This is a genomic window from Nocardioides humi, from assembly GCF_006494775.1.
Lineage (GTDB): Bacteria > Actinomycetota > Actinomycetes > Propionibacteriales > Nocardioidaceae > Nocardioides > Nocardioides humi.
The window spans coordinates 5,565,265-5,586,313 of record NZ_CP041146.1; the positions used below are offsets into that span (position 1 = coordinate 5,565,265).

Annotated in this window: 10 protein-coding genes and 2 pseudogenes; 3 read left to right on the forward strand and 9 right to left on the reverse strand. The window is 73.1% G+C overall.

What is annotated here, in order from left to right:
* Positions 1 to 262 precede the first annotated feature (262 nt).
* Genes FIV44_RS26915 through FIV44_RS26925 form a run of 3 tightly spaced genes read left to right on the forward strand, consistent with a single transcriptional unit; the run spans position 263 to position 11,948 of the window.
* A complete protein-coding gene (locus tag FIV44_RS26915) occupies positions 263 to 781 on the forward strand; it encodes a hypothetical protein (protein WP_141007123.1) in 519 nt (172 codons plus the stop codon).
* On the forward strand, positions 778 to 6,975 hold the full coding sequence (locus FIV44_RS26920) for a carboxypeptidase regulatory-like domain-containing protein (protein WP_141007124.1): 6,198 nt from the start codon (positions 778 to 780) through the stop codon (positions 6,973 to 6,975). The genes FIV44_RS26915 and FIV44_RS26920 overlap by 4 nt, the downstream gene beginning before the upstream one ends.
* Positions 6,972 to 11,948, forward strand: a complete 4,977-nt coding sequence (locus FIV44_RS26925) for a PKD domain-containing protein (RefSeq protein WP_181410862.1) — start codon at positions 6,972 to 6,974, stop codon at positions 11,946 to 11,948. Before FIV44_RS26920 ends, FIV44_RS26925 begins: the two co-directional genes overlap by 4 nt.
* Here FIV44_RS26925 and cobBC read toward each other — a convergent pair.
* The 9 genes and pseudogenes from cobBC to cobJ form a co-directional block, all read right to left on the reverse strand.
* A pseudogene (gene cobBC / locus FIV44_RS34245) lies at positions 11,941 to 14,317 on the reverse strand (bifunctional hydrogenobyrinic acid a,c-diamide synthase/histidinol phosphate aminotransferase CobBC). The gene FIV44_RS26925 and the pseudogene cobBC sit on opposite strands and share 8 nt — an antisense overlap.
* A 7-nt stretch (positions 14,318 to 14,324) precedes the next feature.
* A pseudogene (gene cobO, locus FIV44_RS26935) lies at positions 14,325 to 14,920 on the reverse strand (cob(I)yrinic acid a,c-diamide adenosyltransferase).
* On the reverse strand, positions 14,913 to 15,566 hold the full coding sequence (gene bluB / locus FIV44_RS26940) for a 5,6-dimethylbenzimidazole synthase (protein WP_141007126.1): 654 nt from the start codon (positions 15,564 to 15,566) through the stop codon (positions 14,913 to 14,915). The pseudogene cobO and the gene bluB overlap by 8 nt, the downstream one beginning before the upstream one ends.
* Positions 15,567 to 15,576: 10 nt before the next feature.
* Positions 15,577 to 17,541: a VWA domain-containing protein gene (locus FIV44_RS26945; RefSeq protein ID WP_246086644.1), complete on the reverse strand. Its 1,965-nt coding sequence runs from the start codon at positions 17,539 to 17,541 to the stop codon at positions 15,577 to 15,579.
* Complete coding sequence (gene cobM / locus FIV44_RS26950) at positions 17,538 to 18,296, reverse strand: precorrin-4 C(11)-methyltransferase (RefSeq protein ID WP_141007127.1); 759 nt, start codon at positions 18,294 to 18,296, stop codon at positions 17,538 to 17,540. Before cobM ends, FIV44_RS26945 begins: the two co-directional genes overlap by 4 nt.
* Positions 18,293 to 18,718, reverse strand: a complete 426-nt coding sequence (locus FIV44_RS32790; RefSeq protein ID WP_246087074.1) for a bifunctional cobalt-precorrin-7 (C(5))-methyltransferase/cobalt-precorrin-6B (C(15))-methyltransferase — start codon at positions 18,716 to 18,718, stop codon at positions 18,293 to 18,295. Before FIV44_RS32790 ends, cobM begins: the two co-directional genes overlap by 4 nt.
* Positions 18,691 to 19,260 carry an SAM-dependent methyltransferase gene (locus FIV44_RS32795; protein ID WP_246086645.1) on the reverse strand — a complete coding sequence of 190 codons (570 nt, stop codon included), beginning with the start codon at positions 19,258 to 19,260 and terminating at the stop codon, positions 18,691 to 18,693. The genes FIV44_RS32790 and FIV44_RS32795 overlap by 28 nt, the downstream gene beginning before the upstream one ends.
* Positions 19,236 to 19,490, reverse strand: coding sequence for a hypothetical protein (locus FIV44_RS32800; RefSeq protein WP_246086646.1), 255 nt, complete (start codon positions 19,488 to 19,490; stop codon positions 19,236 to 19,238). Before FIV44_RS32800 ends, FIV44_RS32795 begins: the two co-directional genes overlap by 25 nt.
* Positions 19,487 to 21,049, reverse strand: coding sequence for a precorrin-3B C(17)-methyltransferase (cobJ, locus tag FIV44_RS26960; protein WP_141007128.1), 1,563 nt, complete (start codon positions 21,047 to 21,049; stop codon positions 19,487 to 19,489). The genes FIV44_RS32800 and cobJ overlap by 4 nt, the downstream gene beginning before the upstream one ends.

Consider the following 21,049-nt stretch of genomic DNA (forward strand, 5'->3'; position numbering starts at 1 on the left):
GGCAGAGCGGGGTGGGCGCGGAGCGGGTTTGGGCCCGAGGATGCAGCGAATATGCTCCGAAGTGACTATTGCCGTCGTCGAGACGCGTCTGGAAGCCTCTCTCCCGCACGTGGGCAGACACATGGGGGATACAGACATGCGGGTACAGAGGCTTGTCGCTGCCCTTTCGATCGGCCTGGTCTTTGGCGTGTTCTCTGGTTGCGGTCAGGCGGAGCCTGACCCCGGCCGGCCGACTGCGGTGCCTACCTCGGACGGACCTGACGTGGGATCCCCGGACGAGGGGGAGCCGACGCCGAGTGCGGCGGACGGGGGCGCTCCCGGCTCCGCGGACACCGTCCCTGACGAGGTGCGCCTTCGTGCCCGTCCCCAGTCCCGCGTCGTCCAGGAGTGGGCGGCGGCGTACGCGGAGATCGTCAATGCGGGCGACGAGACGCAGTCGGCGGCCGCGAAGGTCATGACGCGTGACGGGTTGGACCGGATGAGCTTCTACACCCGGCAGGACTGGGGGCGCTACTTCCCGGGCCCGCTCCCGATCACGGTCATCAAGATCAGCAAGCCGTCGAGTGACGGCGTGACCTGGGTCCACGCCTGCGCGTGGATGCGCGGGTGGTCCCAGGCGTCCCAGACCGACCGGCAGCGCGAGGAGCGCGAGATCGCACCGGTCAAGCTCGGCCTGAAGAGGAAGGGCGGTGCCTGGCTGGTCGACGGCATGAGCAACGGGAAGGACGGCGCCTGCGCGGGCGTGCGGGTCGAGGGGACGTCCGAGGGGCGGGCGGGGTGATCGGGCCGGCCCGGAGCCTGCGGCCTCTCAAGGCGGTCGTCGCGCTCGCGCTGGCCGCGGGCCTGCTGGTCGTCGCGCCCACCGCCGAGGCGGTCGCTGCGGACCCGGTCGGCGTCGTCACCGGCACGGTGACCGACGCCGGGACGGGCGCCCCGGTGGCTGGCATCCAGGTGATCCTGGAGTGCGAGTACGTCGAGGACGCGGGCACCGAGTACGAGTACTCCTACTGGGACTGGTGCGACGACGACTCGGACGAGGCCGCCGGCCGGACCACGACCGGCTCCGACGGCAGCTACTCCCTGACGGTTGCGCCGGGGACCTACCGGGTGTGGTTCGACTCGAGCCGGCGCGACGCGGAGGGCAATGTCAGCAACGGGCCCTATGACAGCGACGAGAGCGACACCTTCGCCGTCACGGCCGGGGGCACGACCGCCGGGATCGACGCGGCGCTGACCCGACGAGGCGCCATCTCGGGAACGGTCCGCGCGGCGGGCGGGCAGTCCCTCGGCGGCGTCGAGGTCTGCGCCTACCGCTCCTACGGCGAGCACTACTGGGAGTGCGACGAGTCCGCGTTCACGGGGCCCGCCGGGGAGTACCACCTCTATGCCGGTGACGGTGAGGTCCGGGTCCGCTTCTCGCATCCCATGTGGAAGAGCCTGTTCTACGACGGCGCGGACACGGTGCAGGAGGCGCAGACCCTCACCCTCGCCGCCGGCGGCAGCGTCACCGGGATCGACGCCACGCTCAGCCCCCGGGGCTCGATCCGCGGCCACGTGCAGGACTCGGCCGGATCACCCCTCGAAGGCGTCGCCGTGCGCGCCTACCAGGAGTATGTGGAGGAGTACGACGGGGAGACCTACTCCTACTGGGACGACCCCTTCAGCACCTTCACCGACGAGCAGGGGGACTACGTCCTCGGCGTGGATGCGGGGCAGTGGCGGGTCGGCTTCTTCGGCGACGACTGGCGGCCCGAGTACTACGACGACGCCGCCACGGTGGAGGACGGCCAGGCCCTGAGCGTCGCGGACGGTGTCGCGACCTCCGGGATCGACGCCGTCCTCGCGGAGCGGGGCGTGATCGAGGGAACCGTCACCGATGCCCAGGGCCGACCGGCCGAGGACATCTGGGTGGGCGCCTACGAGGAATACGCCGACGAGAGCTACTCGGAGTGGGATGCCTCCTTCTCCACCTACACCGACGGCGACGGTCACTACCGGCTCCCGGTCGACGACGGCACCTGGCGGGTGGGGTTCTCCGACTTCAGCGGCAGCTACGCCAGGGAGTTCTTCGACGACGCGGCGCTCGTCGAGCTGGGCACCGACATCCCCGTCGCCGATGCGGCCACGGTCGCCGGCATCGATGCCGTGCTGGGGCCGGCGGCTCGGATCACCGGCACGGTCACCGACTACGCCGGGTCACCGGCGCGCTGGGCCGAGGTCGACGTCTACCAGCTGGGAACGGACGGCGCCTGGCGGGCCGTCGACTCCTACGACTCCACCGACGCGACTGGCTCCTACTCGGTCGGCGGCCTCTCGCCGGGCACCTATCGCGTGCGGTTCTCCGACTACTCCACCTACCCGACGCTGATCCGTTGGTTCGAGGACGCCGCGACCCTGGAGAGCGCCACCGACATCGTGCTGGAGGCGGGGGAGACGTTCACGGCCGATGAGGCCTTCACGCTGGGAACCGGGATCGCGGGCGCCGTCACGGGCTCTGACGGATCCCCGTTGAGCGGCGTGAGCGTCAACCTCTACGACCTGTACACCAGCGGGTCGTACTCCTACTGGTCCTTCGCCGACTCGCGGACCACGGGCACCGACGGCAGCTACGCCTTCGCCAACCTCACCCCCGGCACCCCCTACCGGGTCCAGTACCAGCCGCAGGCCGGCAACGCCGTCTCCGAGTACTACGACGACGCGGCGAGCCTGGATACGGCCACCACGATCGTCCCGGTGCAAGACGAGGTCTCGACCGCCGACGCCGTGCTCGGCACCGGTGGATCGATCACCGGCACCGTCACCGGTGCGGACGGGCAGGCGCTCAGCGGTGTCGGCGTCACCGCCTACCGGCTCGGCTCGAACCAGTCGTGGACCACCGAGCGGTGGACCGTGAGCGACGACTCCGGTGAGTACACGGTGAGTGGACTGCGGGCAGGCACCTACCGTCTCGAGTTCCAGCCGGTCGACGGCGTCCACTACGCCGCCTACTTCGGCGGCACGACCGACCTCTACCAGTCGACGACGCTGGCCGTGGTCGTCGGAGAGGCCACCGCCGCCGACCAGCAGCTGGCACTCGGCGGATCCATCTCCGGCACGGTCACCGACGACGAGGGCACGCCCCTGGGTGGCGTGGACGTGTACGCGTATCCGATCGCGTCCGGCACGTCGAGGGGCACCAGCACCGACGCCGAGGGCCGCTACTCGATCGGCGGACTCGCCCCGAGCGACTACACGCTCGAGTTCACGCCGCCCTACGGCACGGAGTACCTGCGGGAGTACTACGACAACGTCCAGTCCTACGCCGACGCCGCCACGCTCACCGTGACCTCGGGGGCGTCGCTCACCGCCGATGCCGTGCTGGGCACGGGCGGAAGGATCTTCGGCACGGTCACCGACGGCGAGGGCGACCCGGCCACCGACGTCTGGGTCGCGGTCTACGACGAGAGCGGCGCCCAGGTCGCGGGTGCGTCGGTCGGCGACGACGGCAGCTACTCCGTGAACGTGCTTCCCGGCACCTACCGCGTCGGCTTCTCCGGCGACGTCGGCGGTGCCTACGTGTACGAGTACCACGAGGCCGCCACGACGTTGGCCGCGGCGACTCCGGTCGAGGTCGCGGACGGCGCGGCGGTCGGCATCGACCACCAGTTCGGCCTTCCCGGCACGATCTCGGGCGTGGTGACCGGGGACGATGGTCAGCCTCTGGAGGGCGTGCGAGTACATGTGGGCTCGGGCTCCTCGGACGACTATCGCTCGGTCTTGGCCACGACCGGCGCCGACGGCGGCTACGCCGTCCAGCTTCCGCCCGGCACCTACTGGCTGACCTTCGAGTCGACAGACGGGCGCTACGAGGACGGGACCGCCGACGAGGTGGCCGTGACCGCCGGCGACAACGTCACCGTCGACAGCACGCTGAGCCTGCAGTACGGCCGGATCACCGGCACGCTCACGGGTCTCGACGACGGGCCGGTCGCCGACGTCTGGGTGTACGCCTATCGCCAGACCGGCCCGGACGACTGGTCCTACACGACGTCGGCCGGCACGGACAGCAGTGGGAGGTATCTCCTCGGCAAGCTGACGGCCGGCACCTACCGGGTCAGCTTCGAGACCAGCAACGAGGACTTCCACGCCGGGGAGTACTTCGACGACACCCAGGACTGGGGCAGCGCCTCCCCGATCATCGTCGGCATCGGTGACTCGGCCACCGCCGACGCCGCCCTCGCCGCGACCGGCGGTGCCGTCGCCGGCACCATCACCCTGCCCGGATCATCCGGCACGAGCTACTCCTACGGGTACGCCTACCTCTACCGGGCCACGGGCGACGGGCAGTGGAGCCAGGCCTATGCGACGTCGTTCTATCGATCGGAGGGTCAGAGCACCGCGTCCTACCGCTTCCGTCACGTCGAGCCGGGCAGCTACCGGCTGCAGGTCGTCCCCGGCGACGGCAGCCACGTCGCGCGCTACTACCCGGCGAGTGACACCCTCGCCGACGCGGCCGACATCGCGGTCACCGTCGGCCACGTCACCACGGCGGACGTGACGGTGCCGGTCGGCGCGTCCGTCCACGGGTCGCTGACCGGCACCGACGGCGCACCCGCGGCGAACGTCTACGCCTACGTCGACCGGATCGATCCCCAGACCGGGGCCGCCACATTCGCGGGCGGCGCCTACACCGACGCCCAGGGCTCCTACCGCATCGGCGGTCTCGTCGAGGGCACGTACGTCGTGCAGTTCGTCTCGTCGTCGACGTACGTCGGCGAGTACTTCGACGACGTCACGACGCAGGAGGATGCCCACCGCTTCGAGCTGACCCTGGGCCAGTCGGCGACCGCGGACGCCGAGCTCGACCTCCAGCTCGCCAACACCGCAGCTCCGACGCTCGCCGGCGAGCTGCGTGTCGGCGAGGTGCTGACCGCCGACCCCGGGACCTGGACCTATCCCGACGCGACCTTCGGCTACCGGTGGATCCGCGGCTCCAGCTATATCTCCGGGGCCACCTCCTCGACGTACACGACCGTCGCCGCCGACCTGGGCCAGCAGCTCCGCGTCGAGGTCACGGCATCGAGGCCGCGACACAACGACAGCGTCGCTCAGTCAGCGGCGGTGGGACCCATCGACTACGGCCTCATCACCAGCCTGACCGAGCCGGCGACCTCGGGGACGGCGAGGGTCGGCGAGCAGCTCAGCGTCAGCGCCGGCACCTGGAAGCCGTCGAACCCGGCGCGCGCCTACCAGTGGCTGCGCGACGGCGAGCCGATCGAGGGCGCCACCACGAGCAGCTACCAGCTCGGCGCGGCAGACCTGGAGGCGCGCATCTCGGTCCGTGTCGAGGCATCCCAGAGCGCCTACCACCCGACCACCGTCACGACGACGCCGACCGAGCAGGTCGGGCTCGGCGTCATCGACAGCCTGGAGGGACCGAGCATCGACGGCACGCCCCGCGCGGGCGAGACGCTCACCGCCGGCGGGGACCGCTGGCGGGCTGCCGGCTTCACCGAGCAGCAGACCCAGGTCGACGTGGCCTACCAGTGGCTGCGTGACGGGACGCCCATCGCCGGCGCGACCGAGCCGACCTACCCGCTCACCGTCGACGACGCCACCCACCGGATCTCGGTGACGGCCACCGCGACGAAGGCCGCATACGCTCCGGCCGAGGCCACATCCGGGCAGACCGAGAAGGTCACCTACGGTGTGATCGCCAACACCGAGGCGGCCGCGGTGGCCGGAACCCCGCAGGTCGGCAGACAGCTGAGCGTCGAGCTGGGCGATTGGAACACCACCGGGGTCGACTTCGGCTACACCTGGCTGCGCGAGGACGGGGTCACGCTGGGCTCGGGTGCCGGCTACACGCCAGGCCCCGACGACATCGATCACCGGATCTCGGTGCGGGTGCAGGGCACGAAGGCCGACTGGGAGCCGGGCGAGACGACGACCGCGGAGGTCGGACCGGTAGCCATCGGGCAGTTCGCCAACCCCGTCGCCCCGGTCGTCTCGGGCACGCCGCGGGTCGGGGTCGAGCTCGCGGTCTCGTCCGGAGACTGGGAGCCGAGCCCGACGGGCACCACCTACCAGTGGCTGCGCGACGGGAGTCCGATCCCCGACGCGACGACCAGTCGGCTCACCCCGGGCCCCGACGACGTCGATGCGTCGATCTCGGTCGAGGTGACCGTCTCGCGCGCCGGCTACGCGTCCTCGACCGTCACGACGGTCCCGTCGGCACCCGTGGCGCCGGGCGTGATCGTCAACGAGCAGCGGCCCGTCGTCACGGGCGCCCCGCGGGTCGGAGAGACCCTGACGACCGACGACGGCACCTGGGACCTCGACGACGTCGACCTCGGCTACCAGTGGCAGCGCGACGGCGAAGAGATCGCCGGTGCCACCGGCTCGACGTACCTCCTCGTCCCGGCCGACGCGCAGGCCGCGATCTCCGTGGTGGTGACGGCGGGCAAGGCCGGCTACGCGCCCACCTCCCGGGCCTCCGCGGCCATCGGTCCCGTCGCCTACGACGTCATCCACAACCTCAGCCCGCCCGTCGTCAGCGGAACCGCGAAGGTGGGGGAGACCCTCGTAGCCACCGAGGGCGAATGGGACCAGGCCGAGGTCACGGTGACCTGGCAGTGGCTCCGCGACGGCGAGCCCATCGCCGGTGCCACCGGCCAGTCGCGTGTCCTGAGCGCCGGCGACCTCGGGAAGCGGATCAGCGTGCGCGCCACCGCTGCCAGGCCGACCTACGACGCCGGCAGCGCCGACTCGGACCCGACCGACGTGGTCGTCGCGGGCGATCTCGCCAACGAGACCCTGCCGTCCGTCTCGGGGGTCGTCCGGGTCGGCGAAACGTTGACCGCGACGCACGGGGCTGGGCCTCCGAGCCGACCGACTACGGCTACCAGTGGCTGCGCGACGGGGCACAGATCGACGGGGCGACGTCGTCGACGTACACGCCGGCCGAGGGCGATCTCGGTGCCCACCTCTCCGTGACGGTCACCGCCGTCCGTGAGGGCTATATGTCAGCCCAGGCGACCTCACCTGCCACCGCCGCGGTCGGCACGGCCAACCACGCTCCCGTGCTGATGGTCGACATCTCGCCCAGCGCCACCGGTGTCGCGCCCTTCGAGGTGGGCCTGCTGTTCGGTGCGACCGACGAGGATGGGGACCTGCTGTCCTACAAGGTGGAGTTCGGCGACGGCTCTCCCGCCATGACCGGGTCAGAGCCGCCCGTGACGCCGCTGGCCCACGTCTACGACCAGCCCGGCATCTACCAGCTGAAGGTGTCGGCCACCGACGGCATCCGCACCGTCGCCAGGACGACCACCATCTCCGCCGTGCTTCCCGAGCCCGTGGCAGCCGACGCTGGAGACGACCTGGTCGTCGTCGAAGGGGAGACGGTCCGCTTCGACGGATCCGGGTCGCGGCCCGTCGGCATGGTCTCGTCGTACCAGTGGGACTTCGGCGACGGCACCACCGGAACCGGGCCGAGCCCCAGCCACACCTACGCCGAGCCGGGGCGCTACACGGTGACCCTGAGCGCCGGCGCGGCCGGCGAGACCAGTACCGACGAGGCGAGCGTGACGGTCACCCCCGAGCCGCCGTTCGAGGGCATCCTCGCGACCGTCACCGACTCCACTGGCACCGCACTGCCCGACGCCTCGGTGCTCGTGATCCAAGGCGACGGATCCCGCATCACGGCGCGGACCGACGCCGCGGGTGAGGCTCGACTCCGGGGTCTGGGCGACGCCCAGTACACGGTGTTCGCCGTCGCGGACGGCTTCCGACCCGGTCAGGCGATCGCCGAGGTCGCGAACGGCAACGCGGAGGTCTCGATCACCCTGGAGGAAGGTCCGGTGGCCACCGCCGAGGTGGCCACCGAGCGGATGACCCCCGAGGAGATCGAGGCCGTCGGCATCGACCCTGACGACCCGGCCAACCAGAACGTCGTGGAGTTCGAGATCCACCTGCCCTTCATCTCGACCGGAGGAACGCCGCCACCCGTCACCGGTGTCGCCAACTCCTCCGGCTTCATCGGCTGCCCCTCCATCGACGGCGTCCAGGTCACCTGCGGCGGCGGCTGGGGCGGCGGCGGTGGCGGCGGAGGCGCGTGCAGCTGTACCGGGTCCTTCTCCACTGGTGGCTACACCTACGAGTTCTGGGGCACCAGCGACTACCTCGTCTGGCTGGTCATCCCGGGGCGCGCGTCGTGGCTGAAGGAGTTCTTCGACGTCTCCCTCATGGTGACCAACCTCAGCGAGGGCGAGGACTTCGTGCTCACCGATGGCGTCGCGAGACTCGCGCTGCCGAGCGGCCTCGCGCTCGCGCCGACGTCCTTCCCACAGTCGCCGAAGGTCGACTTCGCCGACATACCGGCGGGGGAGAGCCGCACGATCCACTGGTACGTGCGTGGCGACGTCGAGGGCGAGTACCCGATCGAGGCGTCGTACGCCGGGTTCCTCCAGCCCTTCGACATGCCCGTCAACATCACGGCCCGCGCTGAGGACCCGATCAAGGTCTGGGGAGGATCGGCCTTCAAGCTGAAGGTCCACGCCGACAAGTACGCGACCAAGGACCACCCGTACCACGTCAGGGTCGGCATCGAGAACGTCGCCGACGTCGCGATGTACAACGTCACGCTGGAGCTGCTGACCGGTGGCGCGCAGCTCAACTACATCTACCAGCCACGAGAGCAGCTCGCGCACACCCGGCCGGTGCTAGCGGCGGGCGAGACCCTGGAGTACGACTACATCCTGGTCCCGCGGATCACCGGAACCCTCGTGCTCGACCAGGCCTTCGTCGCCTACACGACCGGACTCGAGTTCGACAGCGCCGTGATCACACAGAACGACCTCGAGCGCGATCGCCCCGACATCGAGCCGGCGTCGCTGAATCACAAGGTCGGGTTGATCTTCGAGAACGTGCCGGGATCGTCGGACCTCCAGGTGTTCAGCACGTCCGACGAGGACACCGAATTCCCCGCGGAGCCGGAGGGCGTGACCTGGGTGCGGGACACGGCCGACGGGCGCAAGCGCGGATTCGTGTCCGACGTCGATCCCGCCGAGGAGAGGCACTTCGCGGTCAGCCCCGTCATCGCCGGCAAGCCGGAGATGAGCCACCCCATGGTGCTCGCGCGCTCGAACTCGCTCCCGTCCTCCGTCATCGCCGGCGCGAGCTACTCGACGAAGAGCGGGAAGCCCCACTCCTGTGGCGAGACCGGGCCCTTCGCCGCCACGGTCAGTGCCTCGGACGACTTCGGACTGGAGTGGGTCGAGTACGAGATCACCGACGCGACCGGCACCCATGCCGTCCAGCGGGTGGTCGTTCCGGAAGATGCCGACGACACCGAGTTCGCGAAGGAGATCTCCGTCGAGCTGGTCGACGGCTCCACCGTCTCGATCAGGGTGCGGGCGAAGAACCTCGCCGGTGACGTCGGCGAGTGGACGGGGCCGATCACCCTGGACCAGTCGTGCCCGGTGCACCGAGCCGTCGTCCTCGCCGCCGGCCTCACCTCGTCCCTCGACGACAACTCCTCGGTGGTCACCGACTCCGACTGCGCTCGTGACGACGACGAGCGCGACGCCTGGAACAAGACGTGGGCGGCCAACGCCTGCGACCAGCCCGGCAGCAAGGGATACGGGCCCGGCGCCGGTGTGAAGGGCAACGTCCTGGCTCAGCTGGAGGAGGCCGGCTACGACCCGGGCCAGTCGCGAGGCTCCTTCTTCCGCGACGTGCTGGAGTTCTCCTACACCGGAGCCATCAGCGACGGGCAGAACGGGCAGTGCTGGTTCATTCCCCAGGACTACGCGGCGTGGAACACGGTCGTCGAGCTCGCCGAGGTGGGCACCCGCATGACCGAGGCCGCCAACGAGTTCTACGACGAGCTGGTCAAGTACAGCAACTGCTGGCGGGAGCAGCGCGGAGAGATCCTCGACTTCGCCTTCATCGGACACTCGGAGGGCGGCTACGAGTCCCTGGCCATGGCCAGGATCGCAGCGGGCAAGGCGCTGAACGACGACCCGAAGGACGACGTCCGGGTGTCCGGCGTCCTGACCGTCGACGGCGCCGTCCACGGGGCGACCATCCTCACCCAGCTCGCGCTCCAGGACTGCGCGCTGCCGCTCATCGGGATCCCACGGGAGGTCATCAAGGCATCGATGGCGGTCAACAGCGTCACCGTCCCGGCCGTGGCGGCGATCGCGAGTCGTGGACAGACACTGCAGCTCATGGCCGTGGAGCAGCTCGCAGCGGCAGCCGACATCGCGACCATCCGGGCCAACGGCACCTACGTCATGAACGTGACCAATGCGTACGACGGCTGCCTGAAGTCGCAGGCCACGATCAGCGCCGCCGCCAGCGACAGTCACATCTACGAGGTCTGGGGCGGCGGCTGGGCCGGCACGAACGCCCACGGCGCCCTCAACAAGCAGCGGGTGGATCCGGCCGGGCCGGATGCCGGATACCCGCTGGTCGAGGTGATCGGCGGCGTCTCCCCGGCACCGCTCCCGCGGATCCTCCATCAGGGGCCGGATCTCCTCGGGCCCGACGGACGTACGCCGGCCACGGCCCCGGCGAGCGCCGGACGCAAGGGCGCGAGCGCCCGCACCGGGACCGCCGCGGCCGCCGCCCAGGGCGGAGCGAGCATCCGGGTGCTGATCCGCGACGACGCCGGCCGAGAGCTGCCGCACGCCCAGGCGGCGCTCGTCGACGGCCTCGGGAACGTGCGCAGCATCGCCGTGTCCGACGACGCCGGGTGGCTGGACCTGGCCGCCGAGCCCGGCGACTACTCCCTGGTCACCGCCGCGGACGGGCACCAGGGCAGGGAGCAGCAGGTCGCCCTCACCGAGGGGGCGAACGGCGACGTCACGGTGAGCCTCGCCGAGGGGGCGGTGATCACCTCGGTCCTCAAGGGCAGCGCCGGCGCCGCGAAGGCCAACGCCATTGCCGCCCTGTACGACGGCGACACCCTCCTGGCCGCCACCGTCACCGACGAGAACGGCCGCGCCGTGTTCGTCGTCCCGTCCGGCAGTTACGGGCTGCGCTACTTCGACGCCGAGGAGGACGACGAGCTGAGCCCGGGGGCACTCCCGGTGACGCCCGAGATCGGCAATCCGGACGCGGGCGAGATCACCTATCAGGTCGGCGCGCCGCTGCCGCCGGCACTGACCTCGACGGCGCCGCCTGCCACGGCGACGGTCGGGACGGCGTACTCGTTCCAGGTCACGGTCACCGGCTCGCCGACCCTCTCCGTCGTCGGCAGCCTGCCGCCCGGGTTGACCCTGTCGAGCGCGGGGATCCTGGGCGGGACTCCCACGACCGACGGCGTCTTCGAGTTCAAGATCCGTGCGACGAACGCCGGCGGCGTCGTCGACTCGCCCACCTACACCATCACCGTGTCGGCGTCGCCGGGCACGGGCGTTCCCGCGCCCACGATCACCTCGGGACCGCCGCCGGGCGCAGCGCAGGTCGGTGCGCCGTACTCGTTCCAGGTGACGGGGACCGGTGACCCGACGTACTCGGTCCAGGGGAGTCTGCCGCCGGGACTGACGCTGGCTGCGGACGGCCTGCTCAGCGGCACTCCGACCGTCGCCGGGGCCTTCGCCTTCACCATCCGTGCGGCGAACGCCGGCGGGTCCGTCGACTCGCCCGGCTACACGATCATCGTCTCCACGCCCACGGCGGACCCCGGTCCGACGGCGTTCCCGACCGTGACGAAACCGCGGCTCAAGGGCAAGGCCAGGATCGGGGTGAAGGTCCGGGTGCGCCATCCGCAGGGTCTTCCGGCCGGATGGACGGCGAGCTATGTCTGGCTACGCAACGGGAAGGTCATCAAGCGCGCTACGAAGGCGAAGTACAAGGTCTCGCGCGCCGACCGAGGCAAGCGCCTGTCGGTGCGGATCACCTACGCGGCTCCGTCCTACACGCCGTGGACGGTGAGGACCGCAAAGTCGAAGAAGGTCAGATAGCGCGCCGCCCGATGGTGCGCAGATTCTCGAGCTCGACCAGCATCTGATCCGTCGTCTCCGGCGGCCGGACGGCGATCCGCACCCAGCGCCCGTCGAGACCGGGGAAGGTGTCGGCGCGCCGGACCGCGATGCCGGCCTCGCGCAGCCGGGCGTGCACGCCGTCGCCCACCTGCGCCAGCACGAACGACGCGGCCGACGGGAGGTGGTGGATCCCGAGACCGGCGAGCCCCTTCTCGAGGTGCTCGCGCCACTCCCGGATCCGCTCGGCCCGGTGGCGGGCCTCCCGGGCGGCCCGGGCCGAGGTGCAGGCGACGACCGCGGCAGCGGCGGTGGTGCCGACCGACCACGGCGTCTGGGCGCGCTCCAGGCCGGCGACCGCGTCCGGGTCGCCGACGACGTAGCCGGCCCGGACGCCGGGGATGCCCCAGTGCTTGGTGAGCGAGCGGATCACGACCAGCCCGGGCAGGCGCAGGCCGGCCAGGGACTCCGGCTCGCCCGGGACGCAGTCCATGAACGCCTCGTCCACGACGAGGAGCCGCCCGGGCCTGGCCAGGCCCGTCAGGGCCTCGGCCGGGTGCAGGACGCCGGTCGGGTTGGTCGGGTTGCCGACGACGACCAGGTCGGCGTCCTCCGGCACGAGCGCCGGGTCGAGCGTGAAGGGCTCGTGGAGCAGCACCGAGGTCACGGCGTGGCCCGCCTGCTCCAGCGCGGCGTGCGGCTCGGTGAACTGCGGGTGCACGACGACCGGCCTGTGCCACGGCCGCAGCCGTGCGACCAGGGTGAAGGCCTCCGCGGCGCCGGCCGTGACCAGCGCCTCGGCCGGCGGGCGCCCGTGGCGGGCGGCCGCAGCGGCCCGGGCGGCGGTCGGGTCCGGGTAGGCGCCGACCGCGTCCAGCGAGCCGAGCAGGGCCTCGTCGAGCCAGCGGGGTCGCGGGCCGTCGTACACGTTGACGGCGAGGTCGAGCAGGCCGCGGGCCTCGACGTCGCCGTGGTGCCGCAGCGGGTCAGCCACGGTGCACCCCCTCGGCGAAGCGCGCCGCGAGGCGGGGGTGGCCGGCCCAGTGCGTGTGGAGGTACGACGCGTGCAGGGTCGCCGAGGCGAAGCCGACCGCCTCGCCGTCGACCTGCCACGCGGGCGTCGGGCCGGCGGTGGGCGCGACCGTCGTGCGGTGGAACTCGTGCCCGGTCACCTGCTCGCCGGCCCGGGTCAGCAGGCTGTCGGCCGGGGCGGTGGCGACGGGATAGCGCAGCGTCAGCCGCTCGCTCATCGCCGCGTCGGCGTCCAGGACGCCGGCCATCGGGGCGCCGTCGAGGGTGCGGCAGAGGTAGAGGAGCCCGGCGCACTCCGCCACCGTCGGCATCCCGTCGAGCACGGCCGCCCGGATCTCGGCGCGCAGCGCCGTGTTGGCCGCCAGGTCGGCGGCGTGCACCTCGGGGAACCCGCCGCCCAGGTAGAGCCCGGCGGTGCCGTCCGGCAGCGCGGCGTCGTGGGCCGGGTCGAACGGAACGACCTCGCAGCCGTGCGCCTCCAGCAGCTCGGCGGTCTCGGCGTACCGGAAGGTGAAGGCGCGGCCGGCGGCTACCGCGACGGTGCGACGGGTCAGTTCGTGCCGGGTCAGCGCGAATTCTGGGTCAGTTTGCGCCGGGTCGGCGGTCCAGGGAGTCGCCACGAGCGGGGGAGCCGTGCGGGCCAGATCGAGCACCGCGTCGAGGTCGACGTGTTCGGCGGCCACCTCGGCCAGCCGGGCGACGACCGTCTCCGACTCGCCGCGCTCGGCGGCGGTGACCAGCCCGAGGTGGCGCGAGGGGGTCGCGATCGAGGCGTCGCGCGGGATCGCGCCGAGCACGGGCAACGCGATCGAGGAGCGGACCTCCTCGACGTGGCGCGGCGACCCGGCCTGGTTGAGGATGACGCCGGCCACCTCGACCGACGGGTCCCAGGTCGCCATCCCGTGCACGACCGCGCCGATCGAGCGGGAGGAGCGGGAGATGTCGACCACCAGGACGACGGGCGTGCCGGTCAGCGCCGCCACGTGGGCGGTGGAGGAGAAGCCGTCACCGCCGATCCGGCCGTCGTACAGGCCCATCACGCCCTCGACGACGGCGACGTCGGCGGGCTCCGGGGTCCGCGCGCCGTGCAGCAGCAGCGGGGCGACCAGGTCCTCGCCGACGAGGTGGGGGTCGAGGTTGCGGCCGGGGCGGCCGCAGGCCAGCGCGTGGTAGCCGGGGTCGATGTAGTCCGGGCCGACCTTGTGGCCGCTGACGGCGTGCCCTGCGGCCGCCAGCGCGGCCATCAGGCCGGTGGCGACGGTCGTCTTGCCCTGGCCGGTGGCGGGGGCGGCGACGACGAGGCGGGGCAGCTCGGTCATCGGCATGTCACCACTCGATGCCCTTCTGGCCCTTCTGGCCGGCGTCCATCGGGTGCTTGACCTTGGTCATCTCGGTGACCAGGTCGGCGAGCTCGATCAGCTTCGGGTCGGCACGGCGGCCGGTGATCACCACGTGCTGGTGGCCCGGCCGGTGGGCGAGGGTCTCCACGACGTCGTCGATGTCGACCCAGCCCCAGTTGATCGGGTAGGTGAACTCGTCGAGCAGGTAGAGGTCGTGCTGCTCGGCCGCGATCCGGCGCTTGATCTCGGCCCAGCCCTCGGCGGCGTCGGCGGCGTGGTCCTCCTCGGACCCGGCCTTGCGCGACCAGGACCAGCCGGAGCCCATCTTGTGCCACTCGACTGCGCCGTTTCCAGGGGGAGCCTCTCGAAGGCGGTCTGCTCGCCGAGGCGCCACTTGGCGGACTTCACGAACTGGAACACCCCGATGTCCCAGCCCTGGTTCCAGCCGCGCAGCGCCAGCCCGAAGGCGGCCGTCGACTTCCCCTTGCCGTCGCCGGTGTGCACGATCACCAGCGGGCGGTTGCGGCGCTGGCGGGTGGTCAGCCCGTCGTCGGGTACGACGAGCGGCTTGCCCTCAGGCATCGATGCTCTCCTTCGTCTGCCAGGTGTCGTGGTGGATGGCGTCGGCGAGCGGCCGCCGCGCGCGCCAGCCGTGGCGCTCGAGGTCGGGCACGGTCTCCAGGTGGCTGACGGTGCCGAGGCAGAGCCAGGCGACCGGCCGGACGTCGCCGGGGATGCCGAGCAGGTCGCGCAGGAAGTCCTCGCGGTAGAAGGAGACCCAGCCCAGGCCGAGGCCCTCCGCGGTCGCGGCGAGCCAGAGGTTCTGGATCGCGAGCACGGTCGAGTACAGCCCGGCGTCGGCGATCGCGTGCCGCCCGAGCACGTGCGGCCCGCCTCGGCCCTGGCTGTGCGTCACCACGACGCCCAGCGAGGACTCGCAGACGCCCTCGACCTTGATCCTGTCGAAGGTGCTGCGGCGCTCGGGCGGCAGGGAGGCGGCGAAGGCGTCCCGCTCCCGGGCGACGTGGTCGCGGAAGGCGCGCCGGGTGGCCGGGTCTCGCACGACCACGAAGTCCCACGGCTGGCTCATCCCGACGCTCGGGGCGCGGTGCGCGGCGGTGAGGACGCGGCGCAGGACGTCGTCGGGCACGGGCGAGCCGGTGAACTCGGCGCGGACGTCGCGGCGGCGCTCGATGACGTCGTACAGGCCCGGGATCGGGGCGGTCATGTCGGGGTGCTCATGCCGCGCGGCCCCGGGTGGCGTCGACCAGGGCCTCGGCGCTCACCTCGCCGACGGGGACGTGCTCGGCGCCGAGGTGCTCGGCCAGGGTCGCGGCCAGGCCCATCCGCATCGGGCCGGACTCGCAGTCGACGACCACGCTCGCGACGCCGGACTCGGCGAGCAGGCCCGCGGCCATCCGGGACCGGGCCACGGCGTCGGCGCCGGAGGTGGCGCGGCCGTCGGTGACCACGACCAGCAGGGGGCGCCGCTGCGGGTCGCGGGTGTGCTCGACGGCGAGCAGGTGCGCGGCCTCCAGCAGGCCCTCGGCGAGCGGGGTCCGGCCGCCCGAGGGCAGCTCCTCCAGGCGCTGGGCCGCCGCGTCGACGGAGTGCGTCGGCGGCAGTGCCACCTCGGCCGCGCCGCCGCGGAAGGTCACCAGCCCGACCTTGTCGCGCCGCTGGTAGGCATCCAGCAGCAGGCTCAGCACCGCGGCCTTCACCTGCTCCATCCGGCGACGCGCGGCCATCGACCCGGAGGCGTCCACGCAGAAGAGGACCAGGTTGGACTCGCGCCCCTCGCGGACGGCGACGCGCAGGTCCGCGGGCCGCAGCAGCAGCCGGCCCTCGGTGCGCCCGCGCGCGAACTGGTGCCGCGCCGCCGCCCGGATCGTCTCGGTGAGGTGGATCGCGCCGCCCGCGCCCGGCGTCGGCGCAGTCGCGCCGATCCGCCGTCCGTTGCTGGTGCGGGCCCGGCTGCGGCGTCCCGCGGTCCCGGCGCCGACGCCACGGACGGTCAGCAGCCGGGTGCGGTACGTCGCCCCGGTCGGCGCGACATTGCTCGGCGTGCTGCCCGCGCCGTCACCGCCCGCGGGCGGAGCGGGGTCGGGCTCCGGGGCGGGCACGTCGACGGGCTCGCCGTCGGTGTCGTCGGTGTCGTCGGTGTCGTCCGCGGCGCCGTCGCCCTCGGGTGCGGGGCCGGGGGGCTCGGGGTCGTCGTCGGGACCCTCGGGCTCCGGCTCCGGCGGCAGCTCCTCGTCGCCGAGCACCTGGTCCAGCAGGTCCTCGTCCAGCCCGGGCGCGTCGAACGGCTTGCGGCGGCGCCGGTGCGGCAGCGCGAGCCGGGCGGCGACCCGGATGTCGTCCAGCGTCACCTGGTCGCGGCCGGACCAGGCGGCGTGCGCCACGGCGGTGCGGGCGGTGACGATGTCGGCGCGCAGGCCGTCGACGTCGAAGGCCGCGCAGACCTCGGCGATCTTGAGCAGCCCGGCGTCGGTGAGCCGGACCGCGCCGACCAGGGCCTGCGCGGCCGCGATCCGCGAGCGCAGCGCCGCCTCGGCCCCGGCGTAGCGGGCGACGAAGGCGGCCGGGTCGACGTCGTACGCCAGCCGCCGGCGGACCACCTCCGCCCGCAGCGCCGGATCGCGCGGCGCGGCGACCTCGACGGTCAGGCCGAACCGGTCGAGCAGCTGCGGGCGCAGCTCGCCCTCCTCGGGGTTCATCGTGCCGACCAGCACGAACCGTGCGTCGTGGGTCATCGACACGCCGTCGCGCTCGACGCTCGCGCGTCCCATCGCGGCGGCGTCGAGCAGCAGGTCGACCAGGTGGTCGTGCAGCAGGTTGACCTCGTCGACGTACAGGATCCCGCGGTGCGCCTTCGCCAGCAGGCCGGGCTCGTACTCGGCCCTGCCCTCCGCCAGCGCGCTCTCGATGTTGATCGACCCGGTGACCCGGTCCTCGGTGGCGCCGATCGGCAGCTCGACGAGCGGCACGGGGCGGTCGTCGACGGGCGGCAGGACGGCGGCCAGGGCCCGCACGATGGTCGACTTGGCGGTGCCCTTCTCGCCGCGCACGAGCACGCCGCCGACGTCCGGGGCGATGGTGGTGAGGATCAGCGCGAGGGGCATCGGGTCCGGCCCGTCGGGGCCGTCGGCCCCGACCACGGCACTGAACGGGAAGTGCTGGTTCGGTGGGGGTTGCGTCATCGCAGGCGCTCCTTCCGGGCGACACGTTCGGTGGAGTAGAGGTACGACTCGGCGGCGGAGGACGACGCCAGGGCCGGGCCGACCAGGATCACCGCGGCCTGTCGCAGCCCGGCGTCCTCGACGAGGTCGGCGATGGTGCCGACGGTGCCGCGCAGCACCCGCTCCTCGGGCTGGGTGGCGCGGGAGACGACCACCACGGGACAGGTGTCGCCGTAGTGGGGCACCAGCTCGGCCATCAGCGCGCGGCTCCGGGTGATCGCCAGGTGGAGGACGAGGGTCGCCCCGGTCGCGGCGTACGCCGTCAGTGACTCGCGCTCCGGCATCGCGGTCGAGCGGGCCCGGGTGCGGGTGAGCACGACCGACTGCGCGACGAGCGGCACGGTGAGCTCGCGGCCCACGATCGCGGCCGCCGCGGCGTACGCCGGCACGCCGGGGGTGACGTCCCAGGGCACGCCCGCCGCGTCGAGGCGGCGGGTCTGCTCGTGCAGGGCGGAGTAGAGGGACGGGTCGCCCGACGTGAGCCGTACGACGTCGCGCCCGGCCGCGTGCGCCTCGACCATCGCGGCGGTGATCCGGTCGAGGTCGAGGTCCTGGGTGTCGACCTTCCGGGCGTCGGCGCGGCAGTGGGAGAGCATCTCGGCGTCGAGGTAGGTGCCGGGGTAGAGGACCACGTCGGCCGCGCCCAGCAGCGAGGCGGCGCGCAGGGTGATCAGGTCGGCAGCGCCGGGGCCGGCGCCGACGAAGTGCACGGTCATCGGGGGGTCTCCTCGGTCCAGGCCCACTGCACGACCGCGCGGGCCGGCGTCCAGCCCGTGAACCGGCCGCCCAGGGGGGTGACGTGCTCGACGGACAGGCGGCTCAGCTCGCCGCCGTGGGCGTGGCAGGCGTCGACGAGCAGCCGCTCGGTCTCCAGGGTCACGCCGTGCGCGACCAGCCGGCCGCCGGGCGCGAGGCGCTCGCGGCACAGGTCGAGCAGCCCGTCCGCGGTGGCGCCGCCGCCGACGAAGACCGCGTCGGGGGCGGGCAGGCCGGCCAGTGCCTCGGGAGCGCGGCCCTCGACCACCTCCAGGCGGGGTACGCCGAGCCGGCCGGCGTTGCGGCGGATGCGGGCCGCCCGCTCGGGGTCGGCCTCGACGGCGGTCGCGGTGGTCAGCGGGTGCGCGCGCAGCCACTCGATCGCGACCGAGCCGGCGCCGGCGCCGACGTCCCAGAGGTGGTCCCCGGGCGGGGGGCCAGGCGGGCGAGGGCGCTGGCGCGGAGGTCGCGCTTGGTGAGCTGGCCGTCGTGCTCGAAGGCGTCGTCGGGGAGTCCCGGGGCCCAGGAGGCGGGGCCGGCGCCGGCGACCTCGAGCGCGAGGACGTGCAGCCGCGGGAGGTCGCGGGGGACCGGAACGCCGGGTGCGAGGTCGATCCGCGACTCGGAGGCGCCGCCGAGGTCGCCGAGCACCGTCATCGCGGTCGCGCCGAACCCGGCGTCGGCCAGCAGCGCGGCCACGCTCGCGGGCGTGGTCTCGTCGGAGGACAGCACCAGCAGCCGACGGCCGTGCGCCAGCTCCCGGCGCACGGCGTCCGGGTCGCGACCCACGAGTGAGACCACCGTCGTCTCCTCGGCCGGCCAGCCCATCCGGGCGCGGGCCAGCGCCACGGACGACACCGCGGGGACGACGGTCACCGCGTCGGGGCCGAGGAGCCGGATCAGCGTCGTACCGATCCCGGACACGAGGGGTCGCCGGACGCCAGGGCGACGACGCGACGGCCCTCGTGCTCGCCGAGCAAGGTGGGGAGCGAGGACATCGGGCGCGGCCAGGGCGCCCGGACCTGGCCGGCGACGTCCGGGAGGAGCGCGAGGTGGCGCTCGCCGCCGAGCAGCACCTCCGCCTCGGCGACCAGCGCGGCCGAGGCGGGCGGCAGGTGGCCGTCGGCGCCGATGCCGACGACGGTGACGCTCACTCCACCCATCGCGGCGTCCAGACCGTGCCATCGGGCTCCACCCGGGTCGACGAGGCGCCGACGATGAGCAGGCACTTCATGTCGATGCTGTCGGTGTCGAGCGCGCCGAGCGTGGTCACGACGAGCGACTCCTCGGCCCGGCCGACGTCGCGGCCGACGACGACCACGGTGTCGGGGGAGCGGTGCTCCAGCAGGATCTTCTGCAGCTCCACGACCTGCTCGCGCCGCGAGCGGGAGGCCGGGTTGTAGACCGCCAGCACCAGGTCGGCCTCCGCGATCGCGCGCAGGCGCTTCTCGACGACCGGCCACGGCTTGAGCCGGTCGGAGAGGCTGACGACCGCGAAGTCCGCGCCGATCGGCGCGCCCGCGCGGGCGGCCACCGCCTGCACCGCGCTCACCCCCGGCAGCACCCGCACCGGCACGGTCGCGTGCTCAGGGTGCTCCGGGTCGGCGGCGGCCTCGAAGACCGCCGCGGCCATGCCGAACACCCCGGCGTCGCCGCCGGAGACGACCGCCACCCGCTCGCCGCGCAGCGCCAGGTCGAGCGCGAGTCGGGCCCGGTCCATCTCGACGGTGTTGCCCGACGCGTGCCGGGTCAGGCCGGCGCGCTGCGGCACCCGGTTGACGTACGGCGCGTAGCCGACCACGTGCTCGACCTCGGCCAGCGCCGCCGTCGCCTCCGGGGTCAGCCAGCCGTCAGGGCCCGGTCCGAGGCCGATCACCAGCAGCTCCGAGGGTTGCGGTTTGGTCCCAAACCGCAACAATTCCGGCTCCGAACGTGCAGTTTCTGCCCAATCGACGCGCGTAGTGACCGCCCGCATCCGGTCCGCCGAGGCGGGCCGGGCGGTGTCGCCGGGCACCACGATCAGCGAGAAGTACGGCACCGCGTCGGCGTCCACCTCCGCCACGGGCAGCCAGCGCTCCTCCGGCTGGGACGCGCGCTCGACGTACAGCGCCCCCTCCAGGCGGCCGGCGGACGCGAGCGCCGACCGCACGGCGGGGAAGGTCCGGCCGAGCTTCATGATCACCGCGCCGTCGGTGTCGGCGAGACGCCGGGCGAGCTCCGGCTCCGGGAGGGTGCCCGGCAGCACCGTCAGTACGTCGGTCTGCCGCACCAGCGGCGCCGGGACGGTCGCGGTCGCGGCGGCGAAGGCGGGCACGCCGGGCACCACGTCGACGGCGAAGCGGTCGCGGAAGCGGTCGACGAGGTACATCGAGGAGCCGTAGAACAGCGGGTCGCCCTCGGCCAGGAGTACGACGTCGCGGCCGGCGTCGAGGTGCGCGGCGAGCCGGGCCTCGCAGTCGTCGTAGAAGTCGGCCAGCGCGCCGACGTACCCGCCGGGGTGGTCGGTCGTGCCGGTGGTGACCGGGTAGCGCAGCTCCTCCTCGACCGCGCCGGCCGGGATCAGGTGGGCGGCGATCCGGCGGGCGTGCGACTCCTTGCGGACGCCGGCGTGGAAGGCGACGACGGCGGCGGCGCCGATCAGCCGCTCCGCCTTGCGGGTGATCAGCTCGGGGTCGCCGGGGCCGATCCCGACGACGTGGAAGCGCCCGGCCAC